Source organism: Brucella sp. MAB-22 (genome assembly GCF_025908475.1).
GTDB lineage: Bacteria > Pseudomonadota > Alphaproteobacteria > Rhizobiales > Rhizobiaceae > Brucella > Brucella anthropi.
In genome coordinates, this window is record NZ_CP109781.1 from 1,302,596 (window position 1) to 1,318,024 (window position 15,429).

Below are 15,429 nucleotides of genomic sequence, written 5' to 3' on the forward strand. Positions count from 1 at the left end.
ATTGACAAGAGACAAAAGTGACTGACAAATGTCAAAAGTGAGTTTGATCTTCAAGTCATAAGACTGTCTGGAGGCGGCAGGGTTTGATGATCAAAGAGGTGCTTCGATAGCGGGAGGATGGACGTGTCATCGAATAGCCTGGATCGACAGACGCTATTTCTGGCGTTGATCAATGTTGCTGTTCTGGCAGCGGGCGGCTTTCTGGCCGGCTCCAATTTCATGGACAGTTATAATCTGCAGTCGATGGCTTCACAGGTCCCGGAGTTGGGACTTCTTGCGCTGGGGGTTATGCTGGCGATGATTTCCGGCAATGGCGGGATCGATCTGTCCGGCATAGCGCTAGCAAATCTCGCTGGCATTATCGCGTTCTTACTGACACGCCACTACATTCCGGCTGCTGATGCGCCTTTGCTGTTTTCATGGGTATTCGCTGGTCTAGCGCTCGTTGTCGGGCTGGTTGGCGGCATTATCAATGGGGTTGTAATAGCCTATGCACGCCTGACTCCGTTGATCGCTACGCTTGGAACACAGCTTCTTTTTACCGGCATAGCCGTCTATCTCACTAACGGTTCAGCCGTCAGCATGGGTTACATCGAGCCGCTGGATAATTTCGGCAACATGCCCATTCTCGGCATTCCCATGTGTTTCGCGCTATTTCTGGTTATCGCTGCGGCGCTTTCATTTCTGCTGAAATATACGCCTTTCGGCGTGAAACTCATGCTGCTCGGAAGCAACGCCAAGGCAGCGCGCTACGGTGGCATCAATGAGAAACGCATGCTCCTCATCACCTATACGCTGTGCGGCCTGCTCGCGTCCGTTGCGGGAATTATCATCGCGGCACGCAACTCGTCCGTAAAGTGGGATTACGGTGGGTCTTATGTGCTGATTGCTATCCTCATCGCCGTTCTTGGCGGCGTCAAGCCGGAAGGTGGATATGGCAAGGTCATCTGTGTGTTGCTGGCTGCAACCGCGCTGCAGATTCTCTCAAGCCTGTTTAACTTCATGAACATTTCGAATTTCTTCCGCGACCTCGCTTGGGGTGTTCTGCTTCTCGCGTTGCTCGCATCGGCACGCGTGCACTTGGGTTACTGGTTACGACCAAAACGACAATAGAAACAAAGCCGGCAACTTCGAGATGAAGGATGCTGGCAAACACCTAAAGAAACAATCTGCTTATATTCATGGAGGAGTCATATGAGCATGTTTTCCAAACTAATAGCTGGCACAATGCTTGCCAGTACAGTCGTGGCAGGGGCGGCATTTGCCCAAGACAAGCCCACCATCGTGACAGTGGTCAAGGTTACCGGCGAAAACTGGTTTACCCGTATGAACGAAGGGGTTGATGCTTTTGGCAAAGATAATCCCAACGTGAGCACCAGCCAGGTCGGACCCGCAAAAGCGGATGCCGCCCAGCAGACCCGTATTATCGAAGATCTCGTCGCCAAGAACGTCTCAGCGATTGCGATCGTGCCTATGGACCCATCAGCGCTTGAAGGTGTACTGCGCCGCGCTTCGCAGCGTGGTATCAAGGTCATCACCCATGAAGGCGATAGTCTGGTCAATACGGACGTCGATATCGAAGCCTTCGACAACAAGGCTTTCGGCGCACGCATCAACGAAAAGCTTGCTGAATGCATGGGTAAGTCCGGTAAGTGGACTTCTTTCGTTGGATCACTGGGCAGCCTGACTCACAATCAGTGGGTTGATGCTGGTGCAGAAAACGCCAAGCAATATCCGGACATGGAGCTGGTGGCGGAAAAGAACGAGTCGTTCAACGATGCCAACCGCGCCTATGAAAAAGCCAAGGAGATTCTCCGCAAATATCCGGATATCAAGGGCTTTCAGGGATCCTCTGCCATCGATGTGATCGGGATTGGCCGCGCTGTCGAGGAGGCCGGTCTTCAAGACAAGACATGTGTGTACGGTCTCGGTCTGCCAAAAGATACCGGCCCATATCTGGAAAGCGGCGCCGTCGACCAGATCTTCTTCTGGGATCCGAAAGACGCTGGCTATGTCATGAACAAGGTCTCCGATCTCGTTCTGAAGGGCGAGGAGATCAAGGATGGTATCGACCTTGGTGTACCGGGTTACGAGAAAATGACTGTTATCAAGGGACCGGGCAAGGGCATCATCATCCAGGGGCAGGCCTGGGTCGATGCGGACAAATCCAACTACAAGGACTTCCCGTTCTGATCGAATAATAACGCACCAAAGCTGACTTCCGGGGCCGACCACACTACGGCGGTCCTGGAAAGAATATTCGATAATTTCAGGAATTTGCCATGCACGCCGTCAATGCCACGACACATCCTGTACCACCGTTTCTTGAGGTCAGAAACGTCAAGAAATCCTTTGGCGGCGTGAAGGCACTGAAAGACGTCAGTCTGACGATCGAAGCCGGACAAATCTACCATCTGATGGGAGAGAACGGTTGCGGTAAGAGCACGCTGATCAAAATCCTCTCGGGTGCGCAACCTGCCGATGAGGGGCAAATACTGATTGATGGTGAGGTTATAGGCTCGCGTGCTGGGGATCTCGGCGCCATAGGAGCCCTTCGCGCCGGGATCGAAACCGTCTATCAGGACCTGTCGCTGCTTCCAAATCTTTCCGTTGCGGAAAACGTGGCCTTTACCGAACAGCTTGTTGAAGCCTCTGGGCGCCTTGCTCGCCGATTGAACGTTTCCCTTCTGAATGAAACAGCGCGACGGGCGCTTGCCGAAGTGCACCTACCAACCGACAAGGCGTTTCTTTCGCGCCGAACCGACACGCTACCGTTGGCGACCCGCCAGCTGATTGCCATTGCACGCGCCGTTGCGTCCGAAGCGCGTCTCGTTATCATGGACGAGCCCACGACATCGCTGACGCGTCAGGAAGTTGAAAATCTGTTGCATGTGGTAGAGCGCCTCCGCAGCAAGGGTGTCGCGGTGTTGTTTGTCACGCACAAGCTTGATGAATGCAAATTGCTTGGCGGACGTGCAATTATCATGCGCGACGGATTGAAAGTGGCCGAACTTGACGTCGCTGGGCATAGCAAAGCGGAATTCAGTCATTGGATGACGGGTCGCGAAATTAGCCAAACGCGCTATCGCACCGAGCCCAAGCTGGGCGAAGTCATGCTCGAAGTTGAAAAGCTTGGCGACGGTGAAGCCTTTCAGGATGTCTCATTCAGTCTCAGAAAAGGCGAGATACTCGGTGTCACGGGACTGCTGGATTCTGGTCGTAACGAGCTTGCGCTTGCTCTTGCTGCCGTCAAACCGGCAACGAATGGTAAGGTACGCCTGAACGGGCGCGAAATCGCACCACAATCGACGGCACAGGCCATTGAATATGGCATCGGTTATGTGCCGGAAGATCGGCTGACGGAAGGCCTTTTCCTCGAAAAGCCCATACAGGATAATATCACCTTGCCGATCCTCGATCGCCTGCGCAATGCACTAGGCATCATCAGTGATCGTCGCGCACGCCGTGTTGCGGAGGAAAGTGTCGCGGATCTTCAGATTGTAGCGCCGGATGTCACCATACCAGTACAGTCTTTATCGGGGGGCAATCAACAGCGCGTTTTGATCGGTCGCTGGCTGACCATTAACCCGCAACTGTTAATTCTGCATGGGCCAACAGTCGGGGTCGATGTCGGTTCGAAAGATACGATCTTCCGCATCATCCAGCGCCTAGCCGATGATGGCATGGGCGTCATCATCATCAGCGACGACCTGCCGGAGCTTCTGCAGAACTGTGACCGCATTCTCATCATGCGTCAGGGCCGTATCGTTGCAGCACATGCTGCCGAAGACCTGACCGAAGATGCCATCTACCAATCCATGGCCAGCACGTCGAAGGAGGTGGCACAATGACCGAGATCGTATCAGCCAACGTTACGGACAAAGGTCAGCCCGGTATTGGTGCGCGGCTCTGGGATATGATGGGCCGCAGACCTGAAATGTTCACGCTTCTTTTGATTATCGTGACCTGCGTCGTCGTGATCGCAGCCAATCCTGATTTCCTGCAAATGAGCAATATCGTGGATATTCTACGCGCTTCCGTCGTGCGCGGACTGTTTGCGATGGGCGTGCTGGTCGTGCTGGCTTCGGGCGGGATTGACGTCTCGTTCACCGCAATTGCGGCCTTTGTGATGTACGCTCTTACCATGCTGGTTACGAACTGGTTCCCCGAAATGCCGATGACGATCATTCTGATCCTTGCGGCAATTGGGGGGGCTGCTTTCGGGGCGCTGAACGGCCTGCTGGTCCAGAAGCTGCAGGCGCCTTCGCTTATCGTCACCATCGGCACGCAATACGTGATCCGCAGCTTTCTGCTGACCTTTGTCGGGACCGCGTTGTTCATGAATATTCCGGTGGCGATGGATGCATTTGGCAAGACATCACTCTTCACCCATCATGCATCGAATGGTGTAGTCTCCGTTCTACCGGCGACGGTTCTGGTTCTTGTGGCTGCTGCCCTCGTGACGTGGTTCATTCTTGAGCGGACACTGATGGGACGCGCGATTTTTGCGGTTGGCGGCAATCCGGGCATTGCCGAAAGACTGGGTGTCAACCTTTTCCGTGTGCGTATTTTCGTCTTTGCTTATGCGGGCCTTCTGGCCGGCATTGCGGGCGTCGTGCACGTTTCGAGCAATCGTCTTGCAAATCCTTTTGACCTTGCAGGTATGGAGCTTGAAATTATCGCCGCCGTTGTGCTGGGCGGAGCGCGTATCACGGGCGGTTCAGGCTCAGTGATAGGGACGTTACTCGGCGTGCTTCTCATCACGATTGTCAGTAATGTGCTGATTTTTGTTGGCATTCCAAGCACACTGCAGCTCGCTATCGTAGGTATTTTCATTCTGCTTGCTGGCACAATCTTTGCTTTGCGTGATCGCGGCTGAAACCAAAATAATCGCGCTTTGGCTTAAGCGCTCTTGATGCGGTCTTGTGCATTTTCTGGGAGGTTTTTCATGTCACACGATGTGTCTGTCGTCGGGCTTTATATTCTTGATGTGCTCGGTCGGCCGGTCGATGCAATTCCGCCAGGCGGAAATGTTGAGTTTATAGATGAAATTCGGTTGACCGTTGCAGGCACCGCCGGCGGTACGGTGGTGGACCTAGCCAAACTCGGTCTCAACTGTCTGGCTGTGGGTGCAGTTGGCGACGATGAGAAGGCCGATTTTGTTATCGCGACGCTACAACGTTTTGGGGTCGATACGGCACAGATGCAGCGTCTTAGAGGCGTGCCAACATCATCGACGATTCTGAATATCCGCCGCAACGGCGAGCGCCCGGCTTTGCATGCACGTGGTGCATCCGATCATTTCGAGATCGCCGACGATGCGCTGGATGCAGTGCTGGAACCACCGATCATTCACCTGGGAGGCACCGGCCTGCTGGCAAAGCTCGACGGCGAACCGAGCCGTAAGTTGCTTGCCGAAGCAAAGGCGCGCGGAAGGACGACAACCTTTGATCTGCTTGGCGCGAATGATGGCACGCTTGACCTTATCGCTCCACTCTTCCCACATATCGATTACTTCATGCCGTCCATCGAGGAAGCGAAGCAGATTTCGGGGGCAGCGGATGCCGAAGGCGCGGGAGCATTCTTCCTCGAACGCGGTGTGAAGCATTGCGTGTTCACGCTGGGTGGCGACGGTGTCTGTTTCATGGACGCATCGGGAGAAATCGTGCGTCAACCTGCTTTCCGGATTGAGGTTGTTGACACGACCGGATGCGGTGATGCTTTTGACGCCGGATTCATTACAGCATTGCGTCGCAAGATGGACTTGAAAACTGCTTTGAATTTCGCTCAGGCGTCCGCAGCGCTGGTCGCGACGGGACTCGGTTCAGATGCGGGTATCCGTTCGTTCGATGATACGCTTGCGTTCATGAACACCGTGCCTGTTCATCAATAAACTGACGGATGGTGGGCCGGTCGAAAATCGGCTCGCCCTCTAATCAGCAAGAAGCTGTTCGGCGGCGTCCATATCAGTAACCAGATGCGTGGCGTAACGACCCTTTAGAACAGCGCGGATCGCTTCGACCTTCTGGACTCCACCCGCAACGCAGAGCCTCGTTGGCACACCACGCAGTTCATCCAGTTCGATGCCGATAACGCGCTGGTCGAATTCGCGGACGATTTGGTTACCGTCGCGATCAAGAAAGCGGCATATCAGGACCGCTGCGGCCCCCTCACGAGCATAAGCATCAATCTCTTCATTACTGGTCACATCGGCTATGCGCATCGTGCTGTCGGCGGCCAGGCCGCCGACACCGAACACGATCATATTGGCCTGGCCGATCAGTTCGAACTGTCGTTGGAGTACGGGTTCGCTCATAAGGGCATCCCGTAGCTTGGCCGTGCTCAGCACTGCCGGAGCCAGCATATTGACGCTGGTTGCTCCCATGTTTCGCGCCATGATCGATGTGCAAAGCTCAGCGGAAAACTCTCTTTTGCCGATGGAGGAACCAGTGACCTGCACTACGATCACCCCTTCCATGGCTTGCGGCAATGAAATAGCGTCGGCGACGGCGAGTACTGTGCGTCCCCATGAAACACAGATGGTTTGGCCTGGCTTGACTATGCGTTCCATCAAACGTGCACCACCTGCGCCCAGCGTTTTCAGACGCGTTTCTGTCGTGAATGATTTTTCCGATGGAATGACGAGCACTTCCGACAATCCAAACCGCGCAGCCAATTTACGTGCGATATGCGTGCGTGTCGCGATTTCAGGATTCATCAGGATGCGTACAATGCCTCTTTGCCGCGCTTCCTGCAGATAGTTAACTATGGTTGCGCGTGAAACGCCAATCATTTGTGCAATTTCGTTCTGGGTCAGCTGGTTCTCGTAATAGAGCCATGCCGCCCAGACGATGGCGTCATCGAACTCGGCCGGGATGGCATGCGCAGACGGTGTTTGAGCGCCCGATGTCATACTCGTTTCCTACTGTCTCTGTTGTGACTGAGTTGCACAGAAAAGTCTTTCAATCAACACGACAAGCATACGATTTGACTAATGTCAAATGATGGTGCCAATTGTATTTGAGAGTAAGAAGAGTGTCCATAAGGCATTGTTACACAACATAAAAAGAAAATCTCTTATGAAGGCATCTATGAGTTCGCACTTCAATTTGTGGGTCAGCAGTTAAGGAAACTGCAGATGAAATCAAATCGGTGACAGGCAGACTTCGACAGGATTGTCAGCTTACGAAAAGGCGAGGGCGGCTTCTGGTATGACAAGCGGCGATGCGCCTCCCAGTGTTAGCCGGTCTACGAAGCTGAGGGATGCTTTCAAATCGCCCCAACATGAGACGATAGGCGTCAGGCTTGTCGTGGGCCATCGGCTTCCCTGTCTGGATGCCCATTCGTCATGCACCAACCTGTTGCAATTAGTCTGATCGTATTGACCCTTTTGTTTACAATGAACGCATATGGCGAAGGCTTTCGCTCATTATGTCCAGCTGTCGGATGTAGTAGTGCCCCGAACAGCACTCAGCCTATACCGGCGCTTCCGCCACGATGCGCTCATTTGATGTCATGCCGGGGTCGACGAATGGCTCTTACCTTTCCGCTGCTTCCGCCGCCGCAGAAAAAAAGGTCACCGCCATCGGATTCAAGCCCTGATACTCCGGTTCCGTCCGGCATGTCCAAACGTTCAAGCACGGCACCTGTTTCCTGATCGATACGGCGAATATCGCTCCCGGTGTTTTCCCACGTGCCGTGCCAAAGTTCACCGTCGGCCCAGGTAACACCAGTGACGAACCGATCGGATTCGATCGTGCGCAGTACTTCTCCTGTCTCGGGATTCACCTGATGTATCTTGCGGTCGCGATGCTGTCCGACCCAGAGCGAACCCTCTGCCCAGGCCAGGCCGGAATTTCCGCCATTTCCGGGAGCCGGTATTGTGGCGACTATCTCCCCGGTCTTGGGGTCGATCTTTCGGATGATGGAATCACCGATCTGGAACAAGTGCTCGCCGTCGAACGCGGTTCCCGCATCGGCCGCGACGTCGAGCGAGCGCAGGATCTCCCCGCTTTCGGGGTCAAGAGCATTCAGTTTCTTGCCCGTTGCAAACCAAACTTTATTGCCGTCGAAGCTGACCCCGGCCACATCATCTGCATCGGGGAAGGGGCCATATTCACGGATGATTTCAGCGGTTGAGTGTTTCATGTCTTCATCCTAACTGTAAATCTGCGTGGTGGGGAGCAACAAGCTTGTCGGGAATCCGGGTACACTCGCCGCGATCCAGCGGCATGCTCTTCCGCGCCCGAACGTCTCAACCTTGCTGTCGCGGGCAAGCTCTTCGAGTGCTCGCTGCACTGTACGTGGGCTCACGTTCAAGGCCAGTGCCAATGCCGAACTCGACCAGGCTTCCCCATCGCTGAGCAAAGCTAGGATTTGGGTACGGTCGCCTTCTACGTGCGGCACCAGCACGGCGACATTGCGCGTGGTGTGAGGTTGCAGAACAAACCCGTCCCTGGTTGCATTCAGTGTCGCCAGCGGTTTGACGGCCTCACGCAGCCGGGCAACTTCAACACGCAGGCGCGCGCGGTGTGACGCATCAGCTTGCCGCGCGTTGAAAGCGCGTTTGAGAAGCGTCTCACGTGCTACATCCTTCGGCCAAGCTTCCGCCAGAGCGCGCATGAGTTTAAGCAGCACCGGACGAGTGATGAGTGGAACTATTGTTGTCCCTCCACGCACCACATTGCGGCAGGTATCCACTATGAGTGTATCGGACGCCAAAAGCCTTTCGATGTCTTCGAGATGGAGCAAACGCTCTTTGCCACAGGTTACCAAGCGAGCTGCTGGCGCGCCGAATGCTTGTGCTGCCCGGTCGACCTCGGTCGAGAGCGCCGGAATACGTGCGTCTGTCGCCGCCTGTCTTGCCCGTTCCAGAGCTGCTTTCGCCGGTTCGGTCCTGATGCGGCGGATGGCTATGCCAGCCGCCACGAGTTCCCGACCGGCCAGCGACGCGCGAGGCAGAGCGCTGTCATCCAATTGACTGAGCAATGCTTCGGCTTCATCAAGACGGCCAATCAGGAGAAGGTGCCGAGCTTCGAGATAGCCGGCGTGCGCCGAGTTGCTGCGGTCACCGAACGCTTGAAGTGCCGACCGGGCTGCATTGAGCCTTTGCAATGACCGGCCGAGATCACGCGAAACAAGTGCGATTTCGGCTTCGGCAACGGCGCAACGCGCACGGGCTACAAGTTCTTTCGGGCCGAAATTACGCGCAGCGCTTCGCAGAAGCCCCCTAGCGCGCGCAAAGTCTCCGAGTTGCGCCATTGCGATGCCGCGCAACGCCAACGCTGGCGGGTCATCACGTAATGCAACCCTTTTCAGCGCGGCGAGGGGATCGCCTGCCGAGAGAGCGTTTGCAGCGGCGGCGATCAGCGGGTCCATTGAAATCCCGTCACACTTGTAACTCTCACGCGCGCCTCCATCCGAGCTAGCTTCATTGTATCGCAACCGCTGGAAACGGCAATTCGATGGGAGAAGCGGAAATGCCAATGCACACCGTAACAGGAAAGGTCGGTTCGCCGTCCAGACTGACGAGCAAAGCGTCCGGTTGGATTGGGCTCGCCGCAACTCCGACATTCGCGCTGATGGCGTGGATTTCTGCATCCGGCTCGCAGGACATAATGATGTGTTCCGGCGCATCGACCTTCGCCTCCGTCAACAGTATGGCCGTGATGTACGTGTTGATGAGCCTCTTTCACCTACCGCCGTGGATGAAGCTTTTTGCCGCCCGTTTCCAACTCCCCAATACCAAACCATAGGAGACTCACAATGCAACACGCTGTTGTTTTACATGATGACTGGCTGACCGCTCGCCGGGATTTCCTGAAAGCGGAGAAGGAGTTGACGCGTCTTCGCGACAAGGTTGCCCAGCAGCGGCTCGCCTTGCCGTGGGTGCGCATCAACAAGGAATATGTCTTCGACACGCCGGACGGCTCAAGCACGCTGGCAGATCTCTTCGATGGCCGGTCTCAACTTCTGGTGCAGCATTTCATGTTCGCGCCGGGATGGAAGGAAGGCTGCCCCAGCTGCTCCTTCATGGCTGACCACACCGATGGTATGAACAAGCACCTTGCGCATCACGACGTCACCATGATCGCCGTCTCCCGCGCGCCGCTTGCCGACATTGAACGTTACCGCAAACGTATGGGCTGGGAGTTCAAATGGGTGTCGTCGTTTGACACTGACTTCAACTACGATTTTCGGGTGAGCTTCTCACCCGATGAGGTCGCCAGCGGAAAAATTGACTATAATTTCGGCGAATGGAAGGAAAACGGTGAAGAATGGCCGGGCGTCAGCGCCTTTTACAAAGACGATGCGGGCGAGGTCTTCCGGACCTACTCCACTTATGGGCGCGGCGTCGAGGTAATGATGGGCACTTACAATATGCTCGATCTCGCTCCGAAAGGTCGCAACGAAGCCGGAGGCATGGACTGGGTGCGCCGTCACGATCGCTACGGGCAATCGCTCCATAAGGCATGATAACCGGACGGCAAAGAGAGAACGAAGCACTAGCCGGAATCCGTTGGAGTTCCGGCTAGTGCCTTTCGCCGTTATGGCACCGCCTTCTCTTTTAAACTGTTCAACAACGGCCCCTGTGAACATTTGAGTATTCAGGGCTCGGGGAGCAAACTCTGAACGCAGATCAAGCCGACGCCGTATTCTTGGAATTGGCCGTTTAATGTGTTTTTGCTCGGATATTGTCTTCGTATGAATACATGAACCATCTTCTTGATAGTCCAAGTTTTCTTCTGCATTCCCTTATGTCAGGTTGCTTCGGCTTATTGTCATGGTTTCTGTTCTTGTGCCGATCCTGCAACATTTTTATCTCGACGCAATGCGAGTTTTCGCACCACGACGTAGAATATCGGCGTCAGGAGCAGCCCGAACAACGTGACGCCGAGCATGCCGGAAAACACGGCTATGCCCATGACATGCCGCATTTCGGCACCCGCTCCTGTTGCGATCACAAGTGGCACGACACCGGCAATGAAGGCGAGCGAAGTCATCAGGATGGGTCGAAGTCGAAGCCGTGCCGCCTCTAGCACCGCATTTAACGGATCGACGCCCTCATTTTCCTTCGCTCGCGCGAACTCGACGATCAGGATCGCATTCTTGGCAGCAAGGCCAACCAGAACGACGAAACCGATCTGAGTAAAAATGTTGTTGTCGCCACCGGTAAGCCAGACTCCGACAATTGCCGAAAGGAGAGCCATCGGCGCGATCAGCAATACAGCAAGCGGTAATGACCAGCTATTATACTGGGCAGCCAGAATGAGAAAAGCGAGTAGAACGGAAAGTGGGAAGATATACATTGCCGTGTTTCCGGCCTGCTTCTCCTGATAGGCGAGCTCCGTCCATTCGAAGGCCATGCCGGATGGCAGGGTTTCTGTCATGATGCGTTCTATTGCGGCTGTTGCCTGTCCGAACGAATAGTCGGGGGCCGGACCGCCGCTGATATCAGCTGATGGAAAGCTGTTGTAATGCATGACACGATCCGGTCCCGAACTATGCTGGATCGTCAAAAGCGCCGACAACGGAATCATTTCGCCCGCCATGTTGCGCACCTTCAGTCGGCCAATATCTTCCGGGTGCATCCGGAAAGGCGCATCTGCCTGGACAACCACCCGATAAGTCCTGCCAAAACGATTGAAATCATTCACATAGAGAGAACCAAGGTTCACCTGCAGCGTTTCAAAAATTGTGTTGAGGGGCACACCTTGCGATTTGGCTTTCACCCGGTCGATATCCACCTGAACCTGTGGCGCATTCATCTGGAAGCTTGCAAGCATGCCCGCGAGTTCCGGTGCCTGCATCGCCTTGGCCATGATTGCCCCTTGCGCCCCGGCAAGCGCTTCAAGCCCCAGGCCGGCCCTGTCTTCGATCTGGATTTTGAAACCTCCAGTCGTACCGAGGCCAGGAACCGGCGGTGGCGGAAATATACCGGCAAAACCATCAGGTATCTGGCTGAACTTGCCCATCAAGCGGCCTGCTATGGCAAAGGCGGACAAGGAGGGATCGTTACGTTCGTCAAAGGGCTTGAGCATCGTGAACATGACAGCAGCGTTCGGGATATTGACCATGCCATTGACCGAAAGCCCCGGGAAAGCGACGACACTTTCCACGCCGGGTTCGGCAAGTGCGATCTCCGACATTTTCTTAACCACCGCCTCGGTTCTGTCGAGCGACGCTCCCGTTGGCAGCTGCGCAATACCAACGAGATAATATTTGTCCTGAGCCGGAACAAAGCCGCTGGGTACAGTCTGGAACCCCATCCATGTCATGCCGAGCAGGCCAGCATAGACGAACAGGACGAACGCGCTCAACCTCAAGGCCCGTCGCACCGACCAGACATAGGCAGTCGATGCACTGTCGAAGAACCGGTTGAAGAGCCTGAAGAACCAGCCGAACAAACCGTCGATCACCCGTGTCAGGAGATCACGTTTCACGTCGCCGTGATGCGGCTTCAAGAGCACACCTGCAAGCGCAGGAGAAAGTGTGAGGGAGTTGATTGCCGACAGGATGGTCGAAATTGCGATTGTGAGGGCGAACTGGCGATAGAACTCACCTTGCAGGCCGGACAAAAATGCGGAGGGGATAAAGACCGCCGAGAGCACAGACGTAATGGCAATGATTGGTCCCGTCACTTCGTCCATAGCCTTGCGAGCAGCTTGCTTGGGCGTTTCGCCGAGCGCGATGTGACGCTCGACATTTTCGACGACGACGATAGCGTCATCAACCACAATTCCGATGGACAGCACCAAGCCGAACAGAGATAGCGTGTTCAGCGAGAAACCGAACATATACATGAGGGCGAATGTGCCGACCAACGATATCGGCACGGCGACCAAAGGAATGATCGAAGCACGCCAAGTCTGAAGGAAGAGCACGACAACGATTACGACCAGGACAATGGCTTCAAGCAATGTCATCACGACAGCCTCAAGGGAGGCTTTCACGAAGACTGTGGGATCATAGGCAATGCGATATTCGATCCCTTCGGGAAACCCCTTCTGCAGTTCTTCCATGGTGCCGCGAATGGCACTGGCTACATCGAGTGCGTTGGCGCCGGGGCTCTGGACGATCTGCATCGCCAGTGCCGGTTTTCCATCGAGAAGACTGCGTAGAGCATAGCCGTCAGCCCCTAGTTCGATTCGTGAAACGTCCCGCAACCGGGTAACCTGACCATCAGCGCCGGTCTTGACGACGATATCGCCGAACTGTTCCTCATTGGATAACCTGCCGAGTGTATTGACCGTAACCTGAAGTGCAGCCGAGGCATCTGGTTGTTGGCCTACCGAGCCTGCGGCTACCTGGGCATTCTGCTCCTGAATTGCTGCCACGACGTCCGAAGCGGTCAAACCGCGGGCGGCCACTTTCGCTGGATCAAGCCAGACCCGCATGGAGTATTCACCAGCCCCCCAGACAAGCACGTCGCCTACACCCGAGATACGCGCAAGCTGGTCGCGTACCTGCAAGGTGGCGAAATTCGACAGATAGAGCGGATCATAGCGATCATCGGGTGATACGAGATGAACCACCATCAGGATATCGGGCGAAGTCTTTTGCGTCACCACGCCGATGCGCTGAACCTCCTGCGGCAGACGCGGAAGCGCGCGTGAGACGCGATTCTGCACCTGAATTTGCGCCATGTCAGGATCCGTGCCCTGCTGGAACGTCACGGTCAACGTCATACGTCCATCGGTGGCAGCCTGCGAGCTCATATAGAGCATATTCTCCACGCCATTAATGACCTGCTCCAGCGGCGCGGCGACCGTTTCGGCGATCACTTCAGGGCTGGCACCCGGATAGTTCGCCGTAACCTGCACCGTTGGAGGAGTTACCTGCGGATACTCACTCAAGGGCAGCTTCAGGAGTGTGAGTCCTCCACCAATCAACATCAGGACAGAGAGGACAACCGCAAAGATCGGGCGATCTACGAAAAAGCGCGGGATGTTCATCGATGCGCCTCCCGAACATCTGCTGCAGCCTGGGCAGCTTCGCCCTGCTGGTTGGAGAGCATCGGCACTATCTGCGGATCGACTTCCATTCCGGGGCGAACGAGCCCCTTGATGATGATTTTTTCACCGGACTTGAGTCCCGCAGAAATAACGCGCATTCCGTCGATCATCGGTCCCAGTTCAATCGGGCGGTACTCTGCCTTATTCTCCGCTCCGAGTACCAGCACATAGCGTCGCCCTTGGTCGACGGCAATCGCCTGCTCATCAATGAGTACGGTTTGGGTCGGTTCGGCAGTCACGAGCTTCACTCGGACGAAAAGGCCAGGAGCCAGCCTGTCGTCGTAATTCTGAACGATTGCACGGGCTCTGATCGTGCCTGTGCCCCGGTCGATGCGGTTGCCGAGAAAATCGAGTTCGCCGACAAGCGGGTGGCCATTATCGGTCATCAAGCCGACCTTAACCGGAAGCCTGTCTGCTTCGCCCTCCGTCACGGATGCGCGTCCACGAGCTGCGAATTCCAGATAGGTTGCTTCATCGATATCGAAATAAACATAGAGTGGATCGGTCGAAACAATCGTGGTGAGAAGCGTGGCAGCCCCCGCATTGCCGCCGGTAACGAGATTGCCTTCTGTGACAAGAACGCGATCAACGCGACCGGCAATCGGTGCTGTGACACGCGTGAAAGACAGATCGAGTTCTGCAGCTGCAATGGCAGCCTTGACGATCTCCACCTGAGCCTTGCGCTGCCTAAGTGCAGCCCTCGCATCATCAAAGGTCTTACGCGATACAGTCCCATTCGGAGCCAGCGCTTCAGCGCGTTTGAAATCGATCTCAGCCTGATCAAGCAAAGCAATAGCCTGCTGCAATTGAGCTTTGGCTGCATCCAATGCGACCTGGAACGGCCTTGCATCGATCTGGAACAGAAGATCGCCGGGTCGAACAAGGCCGCCTTCAGGAACGCTGACGCTAACTATGGCCCCACCTACACGTGGACGCAGGTCAACTGTCCTTGTGGCCTCGGTATGACCGGTAAACTCTACGGATGGGGCAACATTGCGTGTGACGACCTCGGCAACCGGTACTTGGGGAGCAGGCATTTGAGCGGGCTGTGCGGCTGCGGATGAAACAAGCGAGAGGAATCTTTGGGTATATGGCTCGATATCGTCTCGATAGACCGCATAAAAGGTACCACCAACGATGACGGCGCCGGCCAGGAACAGGGCGGCGGCTCTATTACTCATTCTCGTTCTCCTTCATAGGGCCGCAGCGTCTGCCAGCGGGACATGACGACGGTCATTTGACGACCTTGCTGTTTCCAACGGTGGAAAGGTCAAGGCCCTGAGAGTTATTTTCCCAAGGAGAGTATTGGTGGCAGCTGCAACCTCGTTTGGCGGCCAATCTCGCGCGTTGTTTCGCCAATATTCCGGGAAAGAGAAGAAGCGATCGATCAAACGATGCTGCTCTTGCATGTGAG

At 55.4% G+C, this 15,429-nt stretch carries 12 protein-coding genes; 7 read left to right on the forward strand and 5 right to left on the reverse strand.

The genetic code is table 11. The features are described from left to right. Positions 1–123 precede the first annotated feature (123 nt). From OHI65_RS05920 to OHI65_RS05940, 5 genes are all read left to right on the forward strand, one after another. Positions 124–1,113: an ABC transporter permease gene (locus OHI65_RS05920; RefSeq protein ID WP_010659244.1), complete on the forward strand. Its 990-nt coding sequence runs from the start codon at positions 124–126 to the stop codon at positions 1,111–1,113. A gap of 81 nt (positions 1,114–1,194) precedes the next feature. Then, positions 1,195–2,193 carry an autoinducer 2 ABC transporter substrate-binding protein gene (locus tag OHI65_RS05925; protein WP_012093395.1) on the forward strand — a complete coding sequence of 333 codons (999 nt, stop codon included), beginning with the start codon at positions 1,195–1,197 and terminating at the stop codon, positions 2,191–2,193. 89 nt (positions 2,194–2,282) lie between these two features. Beyond that, on the forward strand, positions 2,283–3,851 hold the full coding sequence (locus OHI65_RS05930) for a sugar ABC transporter ATP-binding protein (protein ID WP_114048050.1): 1,569 nt from the start codon (positions 2,283–2,285) through the stop codon (positions 3,849–3,851). Further along, positions 3,848–4,879 (forward strand): ABC transporter permease, encoded by a 1,032-nt coding sequence (locus OHI65_RS05935; protein ID WP_012093393.1) that lies wholly within the window; start codon positions 3,848–3,850, stop codon positions 4,877–4,879. The genes OHI65_RS05930 and OHI65_RS05935 overlap by 4 nt, the downstream gene beginning before the upstream one ends. A 69-nt stretch (positions 4,880–4,948) precedes the next feature. Beyond that, a complete protein-coding gene (locus tag OHI65_RS05940) occupies positions 4,949–5,893 on the forward strand; it encodes a carbohydrate kinase family protein (RefSeq protein WP_029926512.1) in 945 nt (314 codons plus the stop codon). 39 nt (positions 5,894–5,932) lie between these two features. Here OHI65_RS05940 and OHI65_RS05945 read toward each other — a convergent pair whose 3' ends face one another. The 3 genes from OHI65_RS05945 to OHI65_RS05955 form a co-directional block, all read right to left on the reverse strand. After that, positions 5,933–6,913 carry a sugar-binding transcriptional regulator gene (locus tag OHI65_RS05945; protein WP_125301023.1) on the reverse strand — a complete coding sequence of 327 codons (981 nt, stop codon included), beginning with the start codon at positions 6,911–6,913 and terminating at the stop codon, positions 5,933–5,935. 590 nt (positions 6,914–7,503) lie between these two features. Continuing rightward, positions 7,504–8,148: a DUF5074 domain-containing protein gene (locus tag OHI65_RS05950; RefSeq protein ID WP_125301022.1), complete on the reverse strand. Its 645-nt coding sequence runs from the start codon at positions 8,146–8,148 to the stop codon at positions 7,504–7,506. A gap of 9 nt (positions 8,149–8,157) precedes the next feature. Beyond that, the gene (locus OHI65_RS05955) at positions 8,158–9,378 is read right to left on the reverse strand and encodes an HTH domain-containing protein (RefSeq protein ID WP_264358536.1); all 1,221 of its coding nucleotides are present in this window, start codon (positions 9,376–9,378) and stop codon (positions 8,158–8,160) included. Between the two features lie 101 nt (positions 9,379–9,479). Here OHI65_RS05955 and OHI65_RS05960 point away from each other — a divergent pair, with 101 nt between their 5' ends. Both OHI65_RS05960 and OHI65_RS05965 read left to right on the forward strand, forming a co-directional pair. Next, entirely contained in the window at positions 9,480–9,755 is a 276-nt protein-coding gene (locus tag OHI65_RS05960) for a hypothetical protein (RefSeq protein ID WP_125301049.1), read from the forward strand. 10 nt (positions 9,756–9,765) lie between these two features. Beyond that, positions 9,766–10,476 carry a DUF899 domain-containing protein gene (locus tag OHI65_RS05965; RefSeq protein ID WP_125301020.1) on the forward strand — a complete coding sequence of 237 codons (711 nt, stop codon included), beginning with the start codon at positions 9,766–9,768 and terminating at the stop codon, positions 10,474–10,476. A 305-nt stretch (positions 10,477–10,781) separates the two neighbouring features. On the opposite strand, the gene OHI65_RS05970 is transcribed toward OHI65_RS05965, so the two are convergent. Then, positions 10,782–13,955 (reverse strand): efflux RND transporter permease subunit, encoded by a 3,174-nt coding sequence (locus tag OHI65_RS05970; protein ID WP_125301019.1) that lies wholly within the window; start codon positions 13,953–13,955, stop codon positions 10,782–10,784. Next, positions 13,952–15,196, reverse strand: a complete 1,245-nt coding sequence (locus tag OHI65_RS05975) for an efflux RND transporter periplasmic adaptor subunit (RefSeq protein WP_125301018.1) — start codon at positions 15,194–15,196, stop codon at positions 13,952–13,954. Before OHI65_RS05975 ends, OHI65_RS05970 begins: the two co-directional genes overlap by 4 nt. Between the last annotated feature and the right edge of the window lie 233 nt (positions 15,197–15,429).

Coding starts and splice junctions, on each gene's coding strand:
- OHI65_RS05960 (WP_125301049.1), top strand. CDS start 9,480: ATGCCAATGCACACCGTAACAGGAAAGGTCGGTTCGCCGTCCAGACTG.
- OHI65_RS05940 (WP_029926512.1), top strand. CDS start 4,949: ATGTCACACGATGTGTCTGTCGTCGGGCTTTATATTCTTGATGTGCTC.
- OHI65_RS05930 (WP_114048050.1), top strand. CDS start 2,283: ATGCACGCCGTCAATGCCACGACACATCCTGTACCACCGTTTCTTGAG.
- OHI65_RS05955 (WP_264358536.1), bottom strand. CDS start 9,378: ATGGACCCGCTGATCGCCGCCGCTGCAAACGCTCTCTCGGCAGGCGAT.
- OHI65_RS05935 (WP_012093393.1), top strand. CDS start 3,848: ATGACCGAGATCGTATCAGCCAACGTTACGGACAAAGGTCAGCCCGGT.
- OHI65_RS05975 (WP_125301018.1), bottom strand. CDS start 15,196: ATGAGTAATAGAGCCGCCGCCCTGTTCCTGGCCGGCGCCGTCATCGTT.
- OHI65_RS05945 (WP_125301023.1), bottom strand. CDS start 6,913: ATGACATCGGGCGCTCAAACACCGTCTGCGCATGCCATCCCGGCCGAG.
- OHI65_RS05970 (WP_125301019.1), bottom strand. CDS start 13,955: ATGAACATCCCGCGCTTTTTCGTAGATCGCCCGATCTTTGCGGTTGTC.
- OHI65_RS05925 (WP_012093395.1), top strand. CDS start 1,195: ATGAGCATGTTTTCCAAACTAATAGCTGGCACAATGCTTGCCAGTACA.
- OHI65_RS05950 (WP_125301022.1), bottom strand. CDS start 8,148: ATGAAACACTCAACCGCTGAAATCATCCGTGAATATGGCCCCTTCCCC.
- OHI65_RS05965 (WP_125301020.1), top strand. CDS start 9,766: ATGCAACACGCTGTTGTTTTACATGATGACTGGCTGACCGCTCGCCGG.